General features: G+C 68.3%; 20 protein-coding genes and 1 pseudogene. 10 read left to right on the forward strand and 11 right to left on the reverse strand.

Features of this window, described 5'->3' with window-relative positions:
* Nucleotides 1-75 precede the first annotated feature (75 nt).
* Genes accD through GBO37_RS05440 form a run of 3 tightly spaced genes read left to right on the forward strand, consistent with a single transcriptional unit; the run spans nt 76 to nt 2,732 of the window.
* Nucleotides 76-1,017, forward strand: coding sequence for an acetyl-CoA carboxylase, carboxyltransferase subunit beta (gene accD, locus GBO37_RS05430; RefSeq protein WP_045982399.1), 942 nt, complete (start codon nt 76-78; stop codon nt 1,015-1,017).
* 54 nt (nt 1,018-1,071) lie between these two features.
* Nucleotides 1,072-2,340 (forward strand): folylpolyglutamate synthase/dihydrofolate synthase family protein, encoded by a 1,269-nt coding sequence (locus GBO37_RS05435; RefSeq protein ID WP_252927695.1) that lies wholly within the window; start codon nt 1,072-1,074, stop codon nt 2,338-2,340.
* Nucleotides 2,341-2,366: 26 nt separating this feature from the next.
* Nucleotides 2,367-2,732, forward strand: coding sequence for a DUF983 domain-containing protein (locus GBO37_RS05440; RefSeq protein ID WP_045982397.1), 366 nt, complete (start codon nt 2,367-2,369; stop codon nt 2,730-2,732).
* A gap of 19 nt (nt 2,733-2,751) precedes the next feature.
* Here GBO37_RS05440 and GBO37_RS05445 read toward each other — a convergent pair whose 3' ends face one another.
* Nucleotides 2,752-4,635 carry an acyl-CoA synthetase gene (locus tag GBO37_RS05445; RefSeq protein ID WP_252927730.1) on the reverse strand — a complete coding sequence of 628 codons (1,884 nt, stop codon included), beginning with the start codon at nt 4,633-4,635 and terminating at the stop codon, nt 2,752-2,754.
* Nucleotides 4,636-4,796: 161 nt separating this feature from the next.
* Nucleotides 4,797-5,303 (reverse strand): peptidoglycan-binding protein LysM, encoded by a 507-nt coding sequence (gene lysM / locus GBO37_RS05450; protein ID WP_252927697.1) that lies wholly within the window; start codon nt 5,301-5,303, stop codon nt 4,797-4,799.
* Nucleotides 5,304-5,461: 158 nt separating this feature from the next.
* Between lysM and GBO37_RS05455 the strand changes: the two genes are divergently transcribed.
* Both GBO37_RS05455 and GBO37_RS05460 read left to right on the forward strand, forming a co-directional pair.
* Nucleotides 5,462-6,007, forward strand: coding sequence for a CAP domain-containing protein (locus tag GBO37_RS05455; RefSeq protein WP_252927698.1), 546 nt, complete (start codon nt 5,462-5,464; stop codon nt 6,005-6,007).
* Nucleotides 6,008-6,064: 57 nt separating this feature from the next.
* Entirely contained in the window at nt 6,065-6,541 is a 477-nt protein-coding gene (locus tag GBO37_RS05460; protein WP_164871356.1) for a CAP domain-containing protein, read from the forward strand.
* Here GBO37_RS05460 and GBO37_RS05465 read toward each other — a convergent pair.
* Together GBO37_RS05465 and GBO37_RS05470 are read right to left on the reverse strand one after the other, a co-directional pair.
* Entirely contained in the window at nt 6,538-8,340 is a 1,803-nt protein-coding gene (locus tag GBO37_RS05465) for an ABC transporter transmembrane domain-containing protein (RefSeq protein WP_252927700.1), read from the reverse strand. The genes GBO37_RS05460 and GBO37_RS05465 overlap by 4 nt on opposite strands.
* 70 nt (nt 8,341-8,410) lie before the next feature.
* Nucleotides 8,411-9,019 carry a 5'-methylthioadenosine/S-adenosylhomocysteine nucleosidase gene (locus GBO37_RS05470; protein ID WP_252927702.1) on the reverse strand — a complete coding sequence of 203 codons (609 nt, stop codon included), beginning with the start codon at nt 9,017-9,019 and terminating at the stop codon, nt 8,411-8,413.
* Between the two features lie 131 nt (nt 9,020-9,150).
* Here GBO37_RS05470 and zapE point away from each other — a divergent pair, with 131 nt between their 5' ends.
* Nucleotides 9,151-10,260: a cell division protein ZapE gene (zapE, locus tag GBO37_RS05475; protein ID WP_045983309.1), complete on the forward strand. Its 1,110-nt coding sequence runs from the start codon at nt 9,151-9,153 to the stop codon at nt 10,258-10,260.
* Here the strand turns inward: zapE and GBO37_RS05480 are convergent.
* Nucleotides 10,257-10,874 (reverse strand): DsbA family protein, encoded by a 618-nt coding sequence (locus GBO37_RS05480; RefSeq protein ID WP_127897333.1) that lies wholly within the window; start codon nt 10,872-10,874, stop codon nt 10,257-10,259. The two genes, zapE and GBO37_RS05480, sit on opposite strands and share 4 nt — an antisense overlap.
* Before the next feature lie 60 nt (nt 10,875-10,934).
* On the opposite strand from GBO37_RS05480, the gene GBO37_RS05485 reads away from it, so the two are divergent.
* From GBO37_RS05485 to GBO37_RS05495, 3 genes are all read left to right on the forward strand, one after another.
* Nucleotides 10,935-11,255 (forward strand): HNH endonuclease, encoded by a 321-nt coding sequence (locus GBO37_RS05485; RefSeq protein WP_252927704.1) that lies wholly within the window; start codon nt 10,935-10,937, stop codon nt 11,253-11,255.
* Between the two features lie 79 nt (nt 11,256-11,334).
* A complete protein-coding gene (locus tag GBO37_RS05490; protein ID WP_045983312.1) occupies nt 11,335-11,544 on the forward strand; it encodes a hypothetical protein in 210 nt (69 codons plus the stop codon).
* Nucleotides 11,545-11,809: 265 nt separating this feature from the next.
* Complete coding sequence (locus tag GBO37_RS05495; RefSeq protein ID WP_045983313.1) at nt 11,810-12,391, forward strand: outer membrane protein; 582 nt, start codon at nt 11,810-11,812, stop codon at nt 12,389-12,391.
* A 69-nt stretch (nt 12,392-12,460) separates the two neighbouring features.
* On the opposite strand, the gene ettA is transcribed toward GBO37_RS05495, so the two are convergent.
* From ettA to rimO, 3 genes are read right to left on the reverse strand one after another with little or no spacing between them, the layout of a single operon-like run.
* Complete coding sequence (ettA, locus tag GBO37_RS05500; protein ID WP_045983314.1) at nt 12,461-14,116, reverse strand: energy-dependent translational throttle protein EttA; 1,656 nt, start codon at nt 14,114-14,116, stop codon at nt 12,461-12,463.
* 55 nt (nt 14,117-14,171) lie between these two features.
* Nucleotides 14,172-15,071 carry a sulfotransferase gene (locus GBO37_RS05505; RefSeq protein WP_252927706.1) on the reverse strand — a complete coding sequence of 300 codons (900 nt, stop codon included), beginning with the start codon at nt 15,069-15,071 and terminating at the stop codon, nt 14,172-14,174.
* A complete protein-coding gene (gene rimO, locus GBO37_RS05510) occupies nt 15,061-16,431 on the reverse strand; it encodes a 30S ribosomal protein S12 methylthiotransferase RimO (RefSeq protein WP_194886387.1) in 1,371 nt (456 codons plus the stop codon). Before rimO ends, GBO37_RS05505 begins: the two co-directional genes overlap by 11 nt.
* Nucleotides 16,432-16,678: 247 nt before the next feature.
* Here rimO and GBO37_RS05515 point away from each other — a divergent pair, with 247 nt between their 5' ends.
* Nucleotides 16,679-17,149 carry a hypothetical protein gene (locus GBO37_RS05515; RefSeq protein ID WP_239441348.1) on the forward strand — a complete coding sequence of 157 codons (471 nt, stop codon included), beginning with the start codon at nt 16,679-16,681 and terminating at the stop codon, nt 17,147-17,149.
* Here the strand turns inward: GBO37_RS05515 and GBO37_RS05520 are convergent.
* The 3 genes and pseudogenes from GBO37_RS05520 to GBO37_RS05530 all read right to left on the reverse strand — a co-directional run bounded on the left by GBO37_RS05520 (nt 17,146) and on the right by GBO37_RS05530 (nt 19,479).
* A complete protein-coding gene (locus tag GBO37_RS05520) occupies nt 17,146-17,907 on the reverse strand; it encodes an ABC transporter permease (RefSeq protein ID WP_045983333.1) in 762 nt (253 codons plus the stop codon). The genes GBO37_RS05515 and GBO37_RS05520 overlap by 4 nt on opposite strands.
* Before the next feature lie 2 nt (nt 17,908-17,909).
* Complete coding sequence (locus GBO37_RS05525) at nt 17,910-18,839, reverse strand: ABC transporter ATP-binding protein (protein WP_252927708.1); 930 nt, start codon at nt 18,837-18,839, stop codon at nt 17,910-17,912.
* Between the two features lie 108 nt (nt 18,840-18,947).
* Nucleotides 18,948-19,479 (reverse strand): annotated as a pseudogene (locus GBO37_RS05530) (MnmC family methyltransferase).
* Nucleotides 19,480-19,482: the final 3 nt, after the last annotated feature.

Genomic DNA, 19,482 nt, shown 5'->3' on the forward strand with positions numbered 1-19,482 from the left:
AGCCGCCCCCCCGGCAATTGCAATTCCCCGCGTGGGGCCCTATCTGGGGGCCTGAAACAGCCAAGGCCATTCGCGATGAACTGGATCACGAACTACGTCCGCCCGCGCATCAACTCGCTGTTCTCGCGGCGCGAAGTCCCCGAGAACCTGTGGACGAAATGCCCCGAATGCGGGACGATGCTGTTCCACCGCGAATTGTCGGACAACCTGAACGTCTGCACGAACTGCGATCACCACATGGCGATCACGCCGCGAGACCGCTTCGGTGCGCTGTTCGACGGCGGCGCCTTCGTCGAGGTCAAGGTCCCCGAGCCCATCGCAGACCCGCTGCAGTTCCGCGACCAGAAGAAATACCCCGACCGCATGAAGGCCGCGCAGAAATCCACCGGCGAAAAAGAGGCCATGCTGGTCGCCGAGGGAGAGATCGGCCGCACCCCGGTCATCGCCGTGGGCCAGGACTTCAGCTTCATGGGCGGGTCCATGGGCATGTACGTGGGCAACGCGATCGTGGCGGCCGCCGAACGGGCGATCAAGGTTCGAAAGCCGATGATCCTCTTCTCCGCCGCGGGCGGCGCCCGCATGCAGGAGGGGATCCTGTCCCTGATGCAGATGCCCCGCACCACCGTCGCGGTCGAGATGCTGCGCGAGGCCGGCATCCCCTACATCGTCGTGCTGACCCACCCGACCACGGGCGGCGTCACCGCCAGCTATGCCATGCTGGGCGACATCCACATCGCCGAACCCAACGCGCTGATCTGCTTTGCCGGCCCGCGCGTGATTGAACAGACGATCCGCGAGAAGCTGCCCGAAGGGTTCCAGCGCGCCGAATACCTGCTGGAACACGGCATGCTGGACCGCGTGACCCATCGCGGCAAGCTGCGCGACGAACTGGTCTCGATCCTGCGGATGCTGGGCGGCCTGCCCGCCCCCACCCGCGCCGACCTGCCAGCGCCCGAACCGGTCAACGACCCGATCCCGGCGCCGGCTCCCACGCCTGCGCCGGCCCCGGCCGAGTAATTCTTCTTTGTCGAAATACCCCGGGGGTCCGGGGGCTGGCCCCCGGTGCATGACATGACCACATCCGATGCGATCCTGTCGCGCCTCATGGCGCTGCACCCCAAGGTGATCGACCTGTCGCTCGACCGAATGCACCGCCTTCTGGCGGCCTTGGGCAACCCCGAACGTGCCATCCCCCCGGTGATCCACATCGCGGGCACCAACGGCAAGGGCAGCACGCAGGCGATGATCCGCGCAGGCCTTGAGGCCGGGGGCGCGCGGGTCCATGCCTATACCTCGCCGCACCTGGCGCAGTTTCGCGAACGCATCCGCCTGGCGGGCACCCTGATCGAGGACGACGCCCTGGCCGACCTGCTGGCCCAGGTCGAGGCCGCGAATGACGGCCAGCCCATCACCTTCTTCGAGATCACCACCGCCGCAGCCTTCCTGGCCTTCGCCCGCACCCCCGCGGACTTCACCCTGCTGGAGGTCGGACTGGGCGGGCGCCTGGATGCGACCAACGTCATCGACGCGCCGCGCCTGACGGTCATCACGCCGGTCTCGATCGACCACACCCAGTACCTGGGAGAGACGCTGCCCCTGATCGCCGCCGAAAAGGCCGGCATCATCAAGCCCCGCGTTCCCGTCATCGTCGGCCCCCAGGACGACGATGCCCTGCGCGTGATCGAGGCGCGCGCCATGGGCCTGTCCGCGCCCATCGTCGCACATGGCCAGCACTGGATGATCCAGCCCGAACGCGACGGCATGGTGTTCCAGGACGATCACGGGCTGTGGGACCTGCCCCGCCCGAAGCTGATCGGCCCGCACCAGGTCCAGAACGCGGGCACCGCGCTGGCCGCCCTGCGCGCGCTTGGCGCCACCGACGCGCAGGCCCGCGCCGCCGTCACGCTGGCCGAATGGCCCGCCCGGATGCAGCGCCTGCGCCATGGTCCGCTGGTCGATCTGGCCCAGGGGGCGGAGCTGTGGCTGGACGGCGGGCACAACCCGGCGGGGGGGCAGGCGCTGGCCGCGACCCTGGCCGCGATGCCCGCACGCCCGACGCATCTGGTCTGCGGCATGCTGAACACCAAGGATGTCGCGGGCTATCTGCGTCCGCTGGCCGACCACGCCGCCGGCCTGACCGCCATCGACATCCCCGGAGAGCCGAACACCCTGCCCGCCACCCAGACCGCCGACGCCGCGCGCCAGGTCGGCATGACCGCGCATGTGGCCCAGGATGCCGCGCAGGCGGTGGAACAGCTGGTGACCCGCCACCCCGGCGCGCGTATCCTGATCTGCGGATCCCTGTATCTGGCCGGGCGCATCCTGCGCGACAACGGCTAGGCCACGCCCGAACCCAAGGACAGCCCATGACCCAGATCCGAGACAGCCGCGCCGCCATCCTGCGGGGCGTCATGAACCGCTGCCCTTCCTGCGGAGAGGGGCAGCTGATGCAGGGCTATCTGAAGGTGAACCCGGTCTGCGCGCATTGCCAGGCGCCCCTGTCCCGCTATCCGGCGGCGGACGGGCCGGCGTTCTTCACCATGACAGTGATGCTGCTGGTGCTGATCCCGCTGTTCGGCATCATCTGGAACGTCTGGCGCCCCGAACCCGCGACGCTGCTGGCGGTCACCGGGCTGATCACCACGGTGATGACGCTGGTGCTGCTGCGCCTAATCAAGGGCGCCTTCATCGGCTATCTGTGGGCCAAGGACGAACAGGACCGGGGCGCCTGACGGCCCCCGGTCCCCGCCCTCACGCCCAGTCCCAGGGCGTCGTGAACTGGCCCAGCCTCTCGCGGACCTGATCCTCGGCGACGTTGCCCTCGCGCGACAGGCGGGCGACCAACCCGCGCTTCTTGTCCTCGCGCACCTCGACCACGCGGGCGCCGGTGCCCTGCAGGGCTGCGTCATAGACGCGGCTGATGGCCAGGCGGCGCAGGTCCGGCTTGAAGATCTTGCCGACCGCGGTCTTGGGCAGCTCCGACAGGATCTCGATATGCTTGGGGACGGCGGCGCGTTCATGGATGTGGTCGCGGGCATGGGCCGCCAGTTCGTCCACGGTCACGGTGGCTCCGCCGACCAGTTCCACATAGACGCAGGGCAGTTCGCCCGCGAAGGCGTCGGGCTGGCCGATGGCGCCGGCGAACGCGACGGCGGGGTGCGACAGCATCCCCTCCTCGATCTCGGCGGGGTCGATGTTGTGGCCGCCGCGGATGATCAGGTCCTTGGCCCGCCCGGTGATCCACAGATAGCCGTCCGCGTCGATCCGGCCCAGATCGCCCGTGCGCAGGTACCGATCGTCGGCGAACAGCTTATGGTTCTTGTCGGCCTCGGTATAGGTCGAGCCGGGGAAGACGCCGGGATTGGCGACGCAGATCTCTCCGACGACATCGGTGGGGCATTCGTGCACCCGGCCCGCATCGTCGTGGTTCAGGATGCGGACATGCGTGTGCGGCAGTGGGATGCCCACCGACCCCACCTTCTTCAGCCCGTCCACCGGGTTGCAGCTGACCAGGCAGGTGGCCTCGGTCAGGCCATAGCCTTCGGCGATCTCCACCCCGGTGGCCGCCTTGAAGCGGTTATACAGCTCGATCGGCAGCGGCGCCGAACCCGAGATGGCGGTCTTCAGGCTGCCCACATCGGCGTTGACCGGACGCTGCATCAGCGCGGCGATGGCCGTGGGCACGGTGATCAGGAACGTCGCCTGCCAGCGTTCGATCAGCTTCCAGAAGTTGTCGAAGACCCCATCGCCCCGGTATCCGGCAGGCGTGGGCATCACCACATGCGCGCCGGACGCGATGCAGGACATCAGCACCGGATAGGCCGCAAAGACATGGAACATCGGCAGCGGGCACATCAGTACGTCGGTCTCGTCGAACAGCAGCGTCCCCCCAAGCCAGCCGTTATAGATCATGCCGCTGTACTTGTGCTGAGCCACCTTGGGCGTGCCGGTGGTGCCGCCGGTGTGGAAATAGGCCGCGACGCGGTCGGCCTTGGGGTCGTCGAATTCCAGGGCGGTGTGCTTGCGTGCGCTGGTGGCGGCCTCGAAATCCAGGACCTTGGCCTTGTGCCGGACCTTCACCTTGGGGCGGATCAGCGGCACGATAAAGCGTTTCAGGCCGCGCAGATGGCGGTTCAGGTCAACCTCGACCACATGGGTGACGTTCGGGGCCTGGGCCACCGCTTCGGCGGCCTTCTGCGCCACGTCGGTCTTGGGGAAGGCCTTCAGCGTGACCAGCACCTTGGCATTCGTCTCGCGCAGGATGCCGGCGATCTGGGTTGCATCCAGCAGCGGGTTGATCGGGTTCACGATCCCCGCCGTGGCCCCGGCCAGCAGGACGACCGGCGTCTCGATGCTGTTGGGCAGAAGGTACGCAACGGTGTCGGTCGGCCCCACGCCCAGGCTGCGGAACAGGTTGGCGGTTTCGGTCACGCGTTCCAGCAGGTCCTGCCAGGACAGGGTAACGGCGTGGTCCTTGGGCCCGGACAGCAGCTGGAACGAGATCGCGGGCCGCTGCGGAAACCGCTCGGCCGTGCGCGACAGGAATTCATAGATCGTGACCGGCAGGCCGCGCGCGTCGAAGCTGCCTTCCTGTTCGATCCTGTCGCGGTCCGCATAGCTGCCGAACTTGCCCATCTGGTCCCCCTGCTGTCGGGCCGCATCGGCTGCGGCCCCTCCCTGCGGGTCAGGATGGTCCGACAAGGCCGGGCGGGGCAAGTCCTGACCGGTCCGCCGCATGTGAAAACGCCGCGTCAACCGATGGCCGACGCGGCGTCATGGCGGTCCGACCGGGGTGGTCAGTCCGCGGCGGGAATGCGCAGGACCTGGCCCGGATAGATCTTGTCGGGATCGCTCAGCATCGGGCGGTTCGCCTCGAAGATCGCGGCGTACTTGTTCGCGTTGCCCAAGTGCTCCTTGGCGATGGCGGACAAGGTCTCTCCCTTCTTCACGGTGTGGAAGACAGGTTGGGGGGCGTCGGCGGGCAGGTCGGCCTCGACCTTGGCGATGCCCTCGATGTTGCCGACGGCCAGGATCAGCTTTTCCAGCGTCTCGCGGTCGGCGCCCTTGGATTCGACGACCACCGTGTCGCCGCGCAGGCGCAGGTGCACGTCGTCGCCGTCCAGGTTCAGCGCGCGCAGTTCCGCCTTCAACGCCGCGACCTTGCGCGGCGTGTCGTCCTGGGCCGCGGGCTGCGCGGCAGCGGGGGCTGCGGCAGGGGCCGCGGCGGAGGGCTTGGACGTGGCGGCCTCGGCCTTGCCGAAGACCGACTTGCCCGCGTCTTTCACGAAATCCCAGATGGCCATGTGCAAAGGTCCTTGTGATGTTCCGCCACCGAACGACCGCCATGTCGGCACGGTTCCGCCAAACCAGGGCGCCAGGACCGCATCGGGGCGAAAGCGCTTGTTAACCCGGGGCGGCTATAAGAACCAAGGCGCGCTTGGAAACGGGGTCACCGCAGGGCATGACGAACTGGACAGGATACGGACGGGGATCGCTGATGATCCTGGGCGCGGCGCTGCTGGCGGGATGCACGGCGACCCCGCAGGCGCCGGTGGGACACGACCCCCACGCGGTCCAGGTCGGCCCGCCCGGACCCGCGCAATGCGGCGCGACGGCGCCGGACCGGAACGCGATGGCCGCGCAGGTGACCAACCGCGCGCGGGCCCGCGCCGGCCTGACGCCMCTGCGTGCCGACCCCCGGCTGGCCCGGGTCGCGGCGCGCCATGCCTGCGACATGGCGCAGCGCGGGCGCATGACCCATCTGGGCAGCAGCACCACCGGACCCGCCATGCGCCTGAAGCAGGCAGGCTATCAGCCCACCGTCTCGGCCGAGAATATCGCCGCGGGGCCGTTCTCGCTGCCGCGGGTGCTGTCGGAATGGACGGCCTCGCCGGGGCATCACGCCAACATCATGCTGCCGCAGGTGCGCGATTTCGGCGTGGGACAGGCGACGTCCCAGGATGGGCGCACGACCTATTGGGCCGCCGTCTATGCGGCCCCCCGTTAGGCCGCGGGCATGACCTGCGGCCCGACCCGTTCGGATGACCACAAAGACGAGGATCGGATGACCCGACATTTCAACCGCATCGCCGCGCTGGCGCTGATCGTGGCCGGCGCATGGCCGGCCCATGCGTCGACGTCCTGCGCCACGCCCCCGCCCCGGGCCAGCCAAGCGATCGCGTCCTCCGTCAGCCAGATGCGGGCCCAGGCCGGGCTGGGCGCGGTGACAGTCGATCCCGCGTTGACGGCCGCGGCGACCCGCCAGGCCTGCGAGATGGCCGCCCGCGGCAGGCTCAGCCATCGGGGCGGCGGGGGCGTCAAGGCGCGCGCCCGGTCGGCGGGCTATGCCGCCTCCGTCGTGGCCGAGAACATCGCCGCGGGCCAGCGCGACGCGGGCGCCGCGATGCGCAGCTGGGCGCGGTCGGCGGGGCACCGGTCGAACATGCTGCATGCGCGGGTGCGCCACGTGGGCATCGGCCAGGCGCTGGCGGCGGACGGGCGGACGGTGTTCTGGGCGATGGTGCTGGCCGCCCCGCGCTAGGCGGGGTCGACCGTCCTGTCGCCCGGCCCGTCGGTGAACTGCATCCGCGCCAGGCGCGCATAGAGCCCGCCCTGCGCGACCAGTTCGTCATGGCTGCCGGTGGCCACGATCCGGCCCTGATCCAGGACCACGATCCGGTCGGCCTTCTTGACCGTCGCCAGGCGGTGCGCCACGACGACGGTCGTGCGCCCCTCGGCCAGGCGGCTGACGGCGGCCTGGACCAGCGATTCGGATTCCGCATCCAGCGCGCTGGTCGCCTCGTCCAGCAGCAGGACCGGCGCGTCGCGCAGGATCGCGCGGGCGATGGCCACGCGCTGGCGCTGACCGCCAGACAGCATCACGCCGCGTTCGCCCAACGCGGTATCATAGCCCTGCGGCAGGGCCGCGATGAAGTCATGCGCATGCGCCGCGCGCGCCGCGGCCTGCACCTGCGCGTCGGTCGCGTCGGGGCGGCCAAGGCGGATGTTGTCGGCGGCGGATGCGGCAAAGATCACCGGGTCCTGGGGAACCAGCGCGATATGGCTGCGCAGATCGACGCGCGCCAACTGGCGCAGGTCGGTGCCGTCCATCGTCACGCGACCCGATTGCGGGTCCCAGAACCGCTGGATCAGCTGGATCACGGTCGTCTTGCCCGCCCCAGACGGGCCGACCAGCGCCACGGTCTCCCCCGGCCGGATGGTCAGGTCGATCCCGTGCAGGGCCGGGGCGTCGGGACGCGAGGGAAAGCTGAAGGCCACCCCCTCCAGCACGATCTCTCCGCGCACGGGCAGCAGCAGGGGCACCGGGCGCGCCGGATCGGTCAGCGTGTCCGTCGCGGACAGCAGTTCGGCCAGGCGTTCGGTCGCCCCGGCGGCGCGTTGCAGTTCGCCCCAGATCTCGGACAGGGCGCCGGCCGCGCCCGCGACCAGGATCGCATAGATCACGAACTGCACCAGCTGGCCCGCGGTCATCACCCCGTCCTGGACGTCGCGCGCGCCGACCCACAGCACGCCGATCACGCCCGCAAAGATCAGGAAGATCACGATGGCGGTCATCACCGCGCGGGTGCCGATACGGGTGCGGGCCACGACATAGGACTGTTCGGTCACGTCGTCAAAACGCACCATGCTGCGCGCCTCGGCGGTATAGGCTTGGATGGTCTGGGCGGCCAGCAGTGTTTCGGACGCTGTGCCCGAGGATGCGGCGATCCAGTCCTGGTTGGCGCGCGACAGGGCGCGCAGGCGGCGTCCCAGCACGATGATCGGGATCAGGATGGCGGGCACGATCAGCAGCACCAGTCCCATCAGCTTGACCGAGGTCCAGGCCAGCATCGCCATGCCCCCCGCCAGGATCAGCATGTTGCGCAGGGCGATGGACAGCGACGACCCCACGACCGACTGGATCAACGTGGTGTCGGTGGTGATGCGCGACAGGATTTCTCCCGTCATCACGCGTTCGAAGAAGGCGGGCGACAGGGTGATCACGCGGGCATAGACGGCCTTGCGGATGTCGGCCACGACCCGTTCGCCCAACCGTGTCACGAAGAAGTACCGCGCCGCCGTGCCCAGGGCCAGCAGCGCCACGATCATCAGGGCCGCGCCGAAATACTTGTCCAGAAGGCCCGCGCCGTCGTCGAAATTGTCGACCACCCGGCGTGCGGCAAGCGGCAGGATCAGGCTGATCGCCGATGTCAGCACCAGCGCCACCAGCGCCAGCACCATCTGCCCGCGATAGGGCCGGACGAACGGCCACAGCGCGCCAAGCGCCCCCACCCGCCGGCTGGTGGGCCGGTCTTCCAGATTGCTTGCGCCGCGTGCCATGCTTGCCCGTCTTTGTCCGTTGCCGCCCCGGTTTAGGGGGCCGCCGCCCCAAGGACAAGCGTGCGCCCTGTCACAGGACCAGCCGCCCCTGGGCCAGCGCCTTGTGCAGCAGGTCCACCGCCGCGGCCAGCTTGCCGTCGATCACCTGAAGATAGCGGGTCCAGTCGTCCATCCCGCCCAGATCGGCCGCCCCGTCGGAGATGCCGCGCAGCCCGATCAGCGGCACGCCGAAATGCTGGGCGGCGCGCAGGTGGGCAAAGGTCTCCATGTCGACCATGTCCTCCTCGATCGCGGCATAGGCGGGGCCGCTGACGATGTCGGCGCCAGTGGACAGGCTGGCCACCGGCAGGCCGGGGATGCGGTGCGGCAGGTCGATCACCCGCGGCAGGTCCAGAAGCGGCGTGCAGCCCCGCGCGAACCCCAGCGCGCTGGCATCCATGTCGCGCCAGGCGACGGCGCCCACCTGATAGACCTCGGTCTGGGCCAGACGCGCGGACCCGGCCGACCCCAGCGACACGATCAGCCGGGGCAGCCGGTCCATGCGGGCCAGCGCGGCGGTCAGCTGGACCGCGGCCTCGATCGGGCCGATGCCGGTCATCAGCGGCTGGATGCGCGCGCGCAGGGCCGGGCCGTATTCGGGCTGGGCGGCCATCACGAACAGGATCGGCAGGTCGGTCATAGGCGCACCTTCGTCAGCGGGGATCGCGTCGGGCGTCGCACGGCCACGCCGCAGCGGTCAAGGCCGCAGACCCTTGCGGGCACGGGCCGCGCCGTGGCAGGGGTGCATCGGTCACAGGACAAGGGCACGCCATGGGCAAGGTCAGCGATCTTTACCGCCAGCGCATCGCATCGGGCGCGCTGCGCCACGACGACGCGCAGGCAGCGGTGCTGCCGCACATGGACCGCGTTCTGGATCAGCTGCAGGCGGCACCGCCGCAGAAGCCGCGATCGGCGTGGCGGGCCTTTTTGGGCGTGGGCAGCCCCGATCCGGTGCCCGCGGTGCAGGGGTTGTATCTGTGGGGCGGCGTAGGGCGCGGCAAGTCCATGCTGATGGACCTGATGGCCGACGCGGCCGGCGACATTCCCACCCGGCGGGTGCATTTCCACGAATTCATGCAGGAGATCCAGGCCGGCCTGAACGAGGCGCGCAAGCGCGGCGAGCAGGACACCGTCCGCCCCGTGGCCGAGGCCGTGGCGGCCCAAGTCCGCCTGCTGTGCTTTGACGAGATGCAGATCACCGACATCGCCGACGCGATGATCGTGGGGCGGCTGTTCCAGGTTCTGTTCGACCAGGGGGTGACGGTGGTCACAACGTCGAACCGCGAACCGGACGACCTGTACAAGCATGGGCTGAACCGCCAGCTGTTCCTGCCCTTCATCGCGCTGATCCGCCAGCGGATGGAGGTGGTCTGCCTGGACAGCCGCACCGACTATCGCCAGAACCGCCAGGGCGGTCAGGTCTGGTTCGCCCCCGCCGATGCGGCGGCACGGGCCGAACTGGACGCCGTCTGGGCCGAGTTGACCGGCGACGCCACGCCCGAACCGCTGGTCCTGACCGTGCAGGGGCGCCAGGTCACCCTGCCCGCCCATGTCGGGCGCGCGGCACGGTCCAGCTTCTGGGACCTGTGCGGCAAGCCGCTTGGGCCCGCGGACTACCTGGCGGTGGCGCGGGCGGTCGACGTGCTTCTGATCGACGGCGTGCCGCGGCTGTCGGCGTCGAACTATAACGAGGCCAAGCGCTTCGTGACGCTGATCGACGCGCTTTACGAGGCGCGGGTCCGGCTGATCGCCAGCGGCGCGGACCAGCCCGAACAGCTGTACAACGAGGGCGAAGGCAGCTTCGAGTTCGAACGAACCGCATCCCGCCTGCGCGAGATGCAGGACGCCGCGTGGGGTCGGCGTGACCCGGCGGGGGACTAGACCCCCATCGTCCGCCGTCCGCGCTGGACCAACGCGCGCAGCTCCTCCAGCGTCATCGCGCCGAACGCGGCCTCGTCCCCGCAAATGAAGCTTGGCGTCCCCATCAGCCCCATGTGGTCGCCCAGCAGGTGGCTGTAGGTGATGTGGCGTTCGACGGTATCGGCCTGCATGCCCGTGCGGATCGCGGCCTCGTCCAGGCCCAGATCGCGGACAACGCGCATCACGGTCGCCTCCTCGGCGCGGGCGCGCATGCCCAGCAGGGCGGCGTGCAGCCGCCAGTAGTTCCCCGTGGGCAGCGTCGCCAGCGACGCGCGCGCCGCGAATTCCGATCCGGGACCGAAGACCGGCCATTCGCGCAGCACCACCCGCAGCTGTGGGTCCGACCGGACCAGTTCCGACATCAGCGGCAGCATCGTTTTGCAGTGCGGACAGTTGTAATCGAAGAACTCGGTCAGGGTGATGTTGCCGTCGGGATTGCCCAGCACCGGTGCGGTCGGGTCGCGTTCCAGCGCTTGGCGCAACTCATCGGGCATCGGGTTGGGGCGGTCCTGCGCAAAGGCGGGCATCGCCGCGAAGGCGCCGGCAGAGGCCAGAAGAAAGCGGCGGGTCGGCATGGCTTGTCCTTTCGGCGGGTCCGGGGTCAGATGTCCTTCGGCCTAACCGACGGCGGACAGATGCGTAAATCCAGATATACCGAACCAGAGGTCACGATGGCGTCAGACCCCGACCCGGTCTGCCCGCTGTGCCTGCGCCCGATCCCGCCCGACGTGCCGCAAAGCCGCCATCACCTGATCCCCAAGCTGCGCGGCGGCAAGGGGGGCCCTACGGTGCTGCTGCACCACATCTGCCACAAGACGATCCACAAGACCCTGCGCGAGACGGAGCTGGCGCGAAACGTGAACACGGTCGAGGCGCTGCGCGCCCATCCCGACCTGGCCCCGTTCTGGGCCTGGATCGCCCGCCGCCCGCCGGGCTTTTCCGGAAAGACGCGTTGAGACCATCGGTTTTTCCGCTTTGCGGAAGCGTGATTCGGGCGCACCCTGAGACAATCGTCCCCTGCGAAAGGACTGTCCCATGCCCCGATCGTTCCTGACCGCGCTGGCCTTGGGTGCCCTGACCGCCCCTGCGGCCTGGGCCCAGACCGGGCCGCCCCAGGCCCCGGCACCCGCGCCCATCGTGATCCCCGCCCCCCAGGACGCCCGCACCCCAGATGCCCCCCTGCCGACCAATCCGGCCATGACCGGCAAGCGGTCCTGCGGCGGGGCCCGGCAGGTCACATCCTGACAGGCGCACGGCCTCGACAAGGTCCGCGCCGGCGGTGAACCGCGCGTCTCGGCCTGAGCGCCCTGGCTTTGGCGGCAGGTCGTGATCGGCACAGGCCTCCTTTGCGGCCCCACGCACGGGTTCGGCTGGCGTCGCTCACGCGGGTTCACAAGCCTGTGGTTGCGACCATGCAACGCCGCACACGGGCAATCCGGGCGTCAACCTTTCGGCAGCAGGGACAGACGGTTAGATCTGCCCCGTCATCAGACTGAGAAGGACCCCCATCATGAAACTTGCATTCGCAACTTTGGGCGCAAGCCTGTTCGCCGTCACCGCCCATGCCGGCGGCTATGTCGCCCCCGTGGTCGAGCCCGCCCCCGCACCCGTCGTCGCCCCCGTCGCGGCACCCGTATCCGACTGGACCGGTTTCTATGCCGGTCTGCAGTACGGCCAGGGGGATGCCGACGTGAACTTCGACGGCGACAGCGTGTCAAGCGACTTTGACGCCTACGGCGTGCACGGCGGCTACAACCGCGATTTCGGCCAGTTCGTCCTCGGCGGCGAGCTGGACTACAACCGCATCGACCTGGACGAGGCCGGCGAAGGCGACCTGGTCCGGCTGCGCGGCCGCGCGGGCTATGACTTGGGCCGCTTCATGCCCTACGTCTCTCTGGGCGCTGCCCATGTCGATGCGGACGACCTGTCGGAAACCGCCTTCACCTATGGCATCGGCGCCGACTTCAAGGTCACCGAGCGCGTGACCCTGGGCGCGGAATACACCCGCCAGGACTTCGACGACGTCAACGACGTGTCGGGCCTCGACCTCGACACCGACATGGTGCAGGTGCGCGCCTCGTTCCGGTTCTGATCGAAACGGTCCGAACGCGAAAGGCGGCCCCCGCGGGGGCCGCCTTTTTCATTGCCGCAACAGGTGCGATCAGCGCGTGAACTTCTTGTACTTCACGCGCTTGGGGTTCACCGAATCAGGGCCCAAGCGGCGGATCTTGTCCTCCTCATAGGCCTCGAAATTGCCTTCGAACCATTCGACATGCGCGTCGCCCTCGAACGCCAGGATATGCGTGCACAGACGGTCCAGGAAAAAGCGGTCGTGGCTGATGATCACCGCGCAGCCCGCAAAGTCGTCCAGCGCCGCCTCCAGCGCCTGCAGCGTCTCGACGTCCAGGTCGTTGGTCGGTTCGTCCAGCAGCAGCACGTTGCCGCCCGACTTCAGCAGCTTGGCCATGTGCACGCGGTTGCGTTCGCCGCCCGACAGGGTGCCGACCTTCTTCTGCTGGTCGCTGCCCTTGAAGTTGAAGGCGCTGCAATAGGCGCGGCTGTTCATCGTCGCGTCGCCTAGGGCGATCAGCTCGGCACCGCCGCTGATCTCCTCCCAGACGTTGTGGTTGTCGCCCAGCGCGTCGCGCGACTGGTCGACATAGGACAGCTGCACCGTCTCGCCCAGGGTGATCGTGCCCTCGTCGGGCTGCTCCTGGCCGGTCAGCATGCGGAACAGCGTCGACTTGCCCGCGCCGTTCGGACCGATCACGCCGACGATGCCGCCGGGCGGGATGGTGAAGTCCAGGTTCTCGATCAGCAGCTTGTCGCCCATCGCCTTCTTCAGGCCGATGACCTCGATCACCTTGCCGCCCAGGCGCTCGCCGTTCGGGATGATGATCTGGGCGCTGGTGATGCGCTCCTTCTCGGTCTTGTTGGCCATCTCGTTATAGGCGTTGACGCGGGCCTTCTGCTTGGCCTGACGGGCCTTGGCGCCGGCGCGGATCCATTCCAGTTCCTTCTCCAGGACCTTCTGCTTGGACTTGTCCTCGCGGGCCTCCTGCGCCACGCGCTTGGCCTTGGCGTCCAGCCACGAGGAATAGTTCCCCTCGTGCGGGATGCCGCGGCCGCGCTCCAGCTCCAGGATCCAGGTCGTGATGTCGTCCAGGAAATAGCGGTCGTGGGTGACGATCAGGATCGTGCCCTTGTACTCGATCAGGTGCTTTTGCAGCCAGGCGATGGTCTCGGCGTCCAGGTGGTTGGTCGGTTCGTCCAGCAGCAGCATGTCGGGCGCCTCAAGCAGCAGCTTGCACAGCGCGACCCGGCGGCGTTCGCCACCCGACAGGGTGCTGACATCGGCGTCGTCGGGCGGGCAGCGCAGGGCCTCCATCGCGACATCGACCTGGCTGTCCAGGTCCCACAGGTTCTCGGCGTCGATCTGGTCCTGCAGGGCGGACATCTCCTCGGCGGTCTCGTCCGAGTAGTTCATCGCCAGCTCGTTATAGCGGTCCAGCTTGGCCTGCTTGGCCGCGACCCCCAGCATGACGTTGCCGCGCACGTCCAGGCTTTCGTCCAGGTGCGGCTCCTGCGGCAGATAGCCGACGGTCGCGCCCTTGGCGGCCCAGGCCTCTCCGGTGAAATCCTTGTCGATGCCGGCCATCACGCGCATCAGGCTGGATTTGCCCGATCCGTTGACGCCGACGACGCCGATCTTGACGCCCGGAAGGAAGTTCAGCTTGATGTTCTCAAACACCTTCTTGCCGCCGGGATAGGTCTTGGACACGCCGTCCATGTGGTAGACGAACTGATAGGACGCCATCGGAAACTCCTGTGAATTTGCCGCTTTGTAAGGGAAACGGGCGTCCGATGGAAGATCAGCGCACCTCGTCCACGAAATCGCCGCCCATGATGTCGCGCAGGGCGTCCATCTGGGGGGCCAGGCGCGCCTCCAGCGCGGCGATGGCCGCGGGGGGCGGCATCGGGCCGTCGGGATTTGCGAACACCTTCTGCGTCAGGTTGGCGTAGAAGCAGGGGCCCAGCCCCAGATGCGCCTCGACCGCGTCCATCACCCGGTGCGGCGCGCGCGCGATCCGACCGAAGGGCAGGACCAGCATGTCGGGATAGCGCCTAAGCCAGCGCGGCAGATAGGCGGCATAGTCGCCGCGTTCGTCCAGGACCGGGTTCGCGACCTCGGCCAGCCAGTCGGCCTCGGTCACGGGCACGCGTTTTTCCCGGCGCAGGTTCATGCGCAGCTGCGATATGGCGCGATCGACGGGGTGGCGGATCAGATAGATCACGCGCGCCTTGGGCAGCAGGTCGCGGACCGCCTGCACCCCCTCGTCCGGCAGGCCGGAATACTCCGGGGTGAAATCCATCGGCATCGCGTGTTCGGGCGCGGGGGCGAAGACGCGCTTGTACCATTGGTTGTGGAACATCTTGCCGCTGGTGATGGCCGTCAGATAGGCGTCCAGCTCGGGCTGCAGCTCGACCTTGCGCACCTTGTGGCGGTCGCGGATCTCCTGCGGCTTGTTGCGGTAATGCCAGGCGATCCAGCGGCGGTGTTCGGGGATGTGCAGATGGTTGAAATACTGCACCTCCTTGAACGGCGGGATCCAGACCTGCGGATGCTGGCCCAGCATCTGGGCCAGCCAGCTGGTCCCGGCCTTCTGCGCGCCGATGCACAGCGCGCCGGGCTTGCGGGGCTGGCCCTGGGGATCGAAGGCCGGGCTGATCGTCAGCGTAGTGACCAGGCGCGACAGGGCGTCAGCGCTCAAGTGTTCCCCAAAGGTCATAATCGCCCGCCTCGTCTACCGTCACGGTCACAATATCGCCCGGCGACAGGGCGTCAAACCCCTCGTCGATGAACAGGTTTCCGTCGATCTCGGGGGCGTCGGCCTTGGTGCGGCAGGTGGCGCCACGCTCGTCGACCTCGTCGACGATCACCTGGATGCGCTGGCCGACCTTGGCCTCCAGCTTGGCGGCGCTGATGGCCTGGGCCTTTTCCATGAACCGCGCAAAGCGGTCCTGCTTGACCTCGGCGGGCACGTGGTCGGGCAGGTCGTTGGCCCGCGCGCCCTTGACGTTTTCGTACTGGAACGCGCCGACGCGGTCCAGCTGCGCCTCGTCCAGCCAGTCCAGCAGGGTCTGGAACTCTGCCTCGGTCTCTCCGGGATAGCCCACGATGAAGGTCGAGCGCAGGGTGATGTCGGGGCAGATGTCGCGCCAGGCGGCGATCTCGTCCAAGGTCTTGGCCGCCGCCGCCGGGCGCGCCATGCGGCGCAGGACGTCGGGGTGGGCGTGCTGGAACGGGATGTCCAGATAGGGCAGGACCAGGCCATCCGCCATCAGCGGGATCAGGTCGCGCACATGCGGATAGGGATAGACGTAATGCAGCCGCACCCAGGCCCCCAGGCTGCCCAGATCGCGCGCCAGATCGGTGATGTGGGCGCGGTGCCCCCGGTCGGTCGCGTGCTTCAGGTCCAGCCCATAGGCGCTGGTGTCTTGGCTGATGACCAGCAGTTCCCGCACCCCGGCCTGCACCAGGCGCTCGGCCTCGCGCACCACGGCATGGGCCGGGCGGCTGACCAGACGGCCGCGCATATCGGGGATGATGCAGAACTTGCACTTGTGATTGCAGCCTTCCGAGATCTTCAGATAGCTGTAATGACGCGGCGTCAGACTGACCCCGCTGGCGGGCAGCAGGTCGATGAACGGATCGGGCTGCGGCGGCACGGCGGCATGGACCGCGTCCAGCACCTGTTCATATTGATGCGGACCGGTCACGGCCAGAACCTTGGGATGCGCGCCGGTGATGTAATCCGGTTCCGCCCCCAGGCAGCCGGTGACGATGACGCGGCCATTCTCGCGCAGCGCCTCGCCGATGGCATCCAGGCTCTCTGCCTTGGCACTGTCCAAAAACCCGCAGGTGTTCACCACCACCGCATCCGCGCCATGGTAATCGGCGCTGATTGCATAGCCTTCGGCCCGCAGGCGCGTCAAGATGCGTTCGCTGTCCACCAGCGCCTTGGGGCAGCCAAGGCTGACCATGCCGATGGTCGGCTGACCGTCACGGCGGTCATCCGGGATGCGCGCACGCGCAAGGTCGGGGCGAAGTTCGGGCGGGTTCTGCTGCATCCGCCGCACATAAGCGATTCTGGATCGCGGGGAAAGTCCGTTCCGCGGTCAGCGGCGGCCCATGAAACGACGGATCATCTTGAAGATGGCAAACAGCTTGAGCAGGCGGAACATGGGCTTCTCCGATATGGGTTCGCGGGCCCAACGTCCCCCACGGGCAACCGGTTCACGGCAATGCGCGTTCCCGATGCCCGTCGTCGCCGGAACGTGATTTCACCACCGCCCGAAAAAAGGACCAGATGTCGCCATGATGAAACCCCGCCGCCTTGCCCTGATCCTTGCCGCCGCCCTGACGGTCGCGACCCCCGCTTTGGCCCAGCAGCCGCAAGGCATCCAGCGCGCGGGAGAGTTCATCGACGTGTGGAACAACCGCGGCGGCAACGTGCTGGAGATGGTGCAGACCCGGCAGGAGTTGGCATCGTCGGGCCGCACGGTGCGCATCCGCGGATATTGCCGGTCGGCCTGCACGATCCTGACGACGATGCCCAATGCCTGCCTGGGGCCGCAGGCGCGGATCGGGTTTCACGCGCCGCGCATCCAGGGCACCCAGATCATCCCGCCCTATGTCGATCAGATCATGGGCAACTTCTATCGTGGCGGCATCCGCGAGCGGTGGTTCGGGGGCTGGAACCGCTCGATGGAGATGAAGATCATCTCGGCCCGCGAATACGTGCGTCTGGACCCGCAGGCGCGGATCTGCGGCAGCCTGCGCCCCTAGTCGCGCAGGCGCCAGCCGGTGGCAAAGATCCAGCGGATGATGGCCAGGCAGATCACGACCATGATCCCCACCGCCACCAGCGACACCCCCACCGGCACGTCGGCCAGTCCGAAGAACGACCAGCGGAACCCCGAGATCAGGTAGAGGACCGGGTTCAGCTTGGCCACGCCCTCCCAGAAGGGCGGCAGCATGCTGGCCGAATAGAAGGCGCCGCCCAGGAAGACCAGCGGCATGATGACCATCATCGGCACGATCTGCAGCTGTTCGAACGACTTGGCCCACAGCCCGATGATGAAGCCCAGCAGGCTGAAGCCGATCGACGACAGGACCAGGAAGGCCACCATCCAGAACGGGTGCAGGATGTGGACGCCGACGAAGACGAAGCTGGTCAGCAGGATCACCAGCGCGATCAGGATCGACTTGACCGCCGCCGCGCCGACGAAGCCCATCGTGACCTCGATCCAGCCGACGGGCGACACCAGGTATTCATAGATCGTGCCGCTGAACTTGGGGAAATAGATGCCGAAGCTTGCGTTGCTGACGGCCTGCTGCAGCACGGTCAGCATCATCAGGCCCGGCACGATGAAGGCCGCGTATTCGACCCCCTCGACCGACTGGATGCGCCCGCCGATGGCCGCGCCGAAGACGACGAAATACAGCACCGTGGACAGCACGGGCGATGCCAGCGACTGCCAGATGGTGCGGAAGAACCGCATCATCTCGTGGTGAAAGATGGACCAGACGCCAAACCAGTTGATGCTCATGCCGCGTCCTCGGAGACCAGGGAAAGGAAGACGTCCTCGAGGCTGGATTGCCGCGTGGACACGTCGCGCACGGTGATGCCGCGCGCGGCCAGATCGCCCAGAAGGCGCGCGATGCCGGTGCGTTCGGCCCGCGTGTCGTATTCGAAGGACAGCCGCCGCCCGTCATCCGACAGCGACAGCCCGCGCCCGGACAGATCGTCGGGGATCGCGGCCAAAGGCTGGTCCAGCTCGATCGACAGGGTCTTCTTGCCGAACTCTCCCATCAGCTCGCTGGTGGGCTTGACCAGCAGCAGGCTGCCCTTGGCGATGACGCCGATGCGGTCGGCCATCTCCTCGGCCTCCTCCAGGTAATGGGTGGTCAGGATGATCGTCACGCCCTCGCGGCGCAGATCGCCCACGACCTGCCACATCTCGCGGCGCAGGGCGACGTCGACGCCTGCCGTGGGTTCGTCCAGGAACAGCACCTTGGGCTGGTGCGACAGCGCCTTGGCGATCAGCACGCGGCGCTTCATGCCGCCCGACAGTTCCCGCGTGGCGGCGTCGCGCTTGTCCCACAGCGACAGCGACTGCAGGACGCGCTTGATATAGGCCTCGTCCGGGGGCATGCCGTACAGCCCGCGGGTGAAGCGGACGCAGTTGATGACCTTCTCGAACGGTTCCAGCGCGATTTCCTGGGGGACCAGGCCGATCAGCTTGCGCGCGGCGCGCCAGTCGGTGCGGATGTCGTGCCCGCCCACGCGGACCGTGCCGCCGGTCGGCACCACCAACCCGCAGATGATCGAGATCAGCGTGGTCTTGCCCGCCCCGTTGGGGCCCAGCAGCGCGATGATCTCTCCCTCGTCGATGGACAGGGTCACGTCGTCCAGCGCCTTGGTGCCGCTGCCATATTCCTTGGACAGGTGGTCGATGTCGATGATCGCGCCCATGCGCCTCTCCTGTAGGTGAGTTCGGGGACCGTGGCGCGCCTCGCGCACAGCTGTCCGGTCCCGCAGATAGGCCCTGCCCGCCCCGATTGCCAGTGCGGGACCGCGGATTCAGCCGGCCGACGTCCTCAGCCGCCCCCGGCTCATGTGGCGCTTGCGCCCGAAACCGGGGTTGCGGAGGACCTCGAACCCGGCATCCGACAGCGCCTGGCGGACATGGCCCGCGGCGGTATAGGTGGCGAACGTGCCCCCCGGCGCGGTATGCGCGCCGACCTCGGCCATCACGTCCGCGCCCCACATCTGCCGCCAGCTCCGCCAGGTCGGGAAAGGCGGCATGCGCCTGCTCCAGCTGGGCGCGGCTCATCGGAAAGGCCTCGAAGCTGGTCATCCGCACGGGCACCGTCGCCACCTGCGCCAGCGCCAATGCGTTCAGACCGGTGCCGAACCCCGTCTCGGCCACGTGGAACCCCGGCCTCAGCCGTGCCGGCAGGTCGTTGCCTGCAAGGAAGACGTGCCGCGTCTCCCCCAGCCCGCCGCCCAAGCTGAAATAGGGGTCGTTGAACTGCTGTGACACGGGAACGCCCCCATCGCGCCAGTCCAGCGCAGGCTCGTCATCGGGGCGGGGATGGGTTAGGTCGCTCATGAC

The sequence above is a fragment of the Paracoccus sp. 08 genome (genome assembly GCF_024105395.1).
GTDB classification, from domain to species: domain Bacteria; phylum Pseudomonadota; class Alphaproteobacteria; order Rhodobacterales; family Rhodobacteraceae; genus Paracoccus; species Paracoccus marcusii.

Excerpts from the sequence above, each read along its gene's own strand:
- lysM (WP_252927697.1), bottom strand. The coding sequence starts at position 5,303 with ATGGCCATCTGGGATTTCGTGAAAGACGCGGGCAAGTCGGTCTTCGGC.
- GBO37_RS05525 (WP_252927708.1), bottom strand. The coding sequence starts at position 18,839 with ATGGGCGCGATCATCGACATCGACCACCTGTCCAAGGAATATGGCAGC.
- GBO37_RS05460 (WP_164871356.1), top strand. The coding sequence starts at position 6,065 with ATGACCCGACATTTCAACCGCATCGCCGCGCTGGCGCTGATCGTGGCC.
- ettA (WP_045983314.1), bottom strand. The coding sequence starts at position 14,116 with ATGGCGTCCTATCAGTTCGTCTACCACATGGACGGCGTGTCCAAGACC.
- GBO37_RS05470 (WP_252927702.1), bottom strand. The coding sequence starts at position 9,019 with ATGACCGACCTGCCGATCCTGTTCGTGATGGCCGCCCAGCCCGAATAC.
- GBO37_RS05480 (WP_127897333.1), bottom strand. The coding sequence starts at position 10,874 with ATGCCGACCCGCCGCTTTCTTCTGGCCTCTGCCGGCGCCTTCGCGGCG.
- GBO37_RS05495 (WP_045983313.1), top strand. The coding sequence starts at position 11,810 with ATGAAACTTGCATTCGCAACTTTGGGCGCAAGCCTGTTCGCCGTCACC.
- GBO37_RS05515 (WP_239441348.1), top strand. The coding sequence starts at position 16,679 with ATGATGAAACCCCGCCGCCTTGCCCTGATCCTTGCCGCCGCCCTGACG.
- GBO37_RS05485 (WP_252927704.1), top strand. The coding sequence starts at position 10,935 with ATGCGTAAATCCAGATATACCGAACCAGAGGTCACGATGGCGTCAGAC.
- GBO37_RS05490 (WP_045983312.1), top strand. The coding sequence starts at position 11,335 with ATGCCCCGATCGTTCCTGACCGCGCTGGCCTTGGGTGCCCTGACCGCC.
- GBO37_RS05435 (WP_252927695.1), top strand. The coding sequence starts at position 1,072 with ATGACCACATCCGATGCGATCCTGTCGCGCCTCATGGCGCTGCACCCC.
- GBO37_RS05465 (WP_252927700.1), bottom strand. The coding sequence starts at position 8,340 with ATGGCACGCGGCGCAAGCAATCTGGAAGACCGGCCCACCAGCCGGCGG.
- GBO37_RS05440 (WP_045982397.1), top strand. The coding sequence starts at position 2,367 with ATGACCCAGATCCGAGACAGCCGCGCCGCCATCCTGCGGGGCGTCATG.
- rimO (WP_194886387.1), bottom strand. The coding sequence starts at position 16,431 with ATGCAGCAGAACCCGCCCGAACTTCGCCCCGACCTTGCGCGTGCGCGC.
- accD (WP_045982399.1), top strand. The coding sequence starts at position 76 with ATGAACTGGATCACGAACTACGTCCGCCCGCGCATCAACTCGCTGTTC.
- zapE (WP_045983309.1), top strand. The coding sequence starts at position 9,151 with ATGGGCAAGGTCAGCGATCTTTACCGCCAGCGCATCGCATCGGGCGCG.
- GBO37_RS05445 (WP_252927730.1), bottom strand. The coding sequence starts at position 4,635 with ATGGGCAAGTTCGGCAGCTATGCGGACCGCGACAGGATCGAACAGGAA.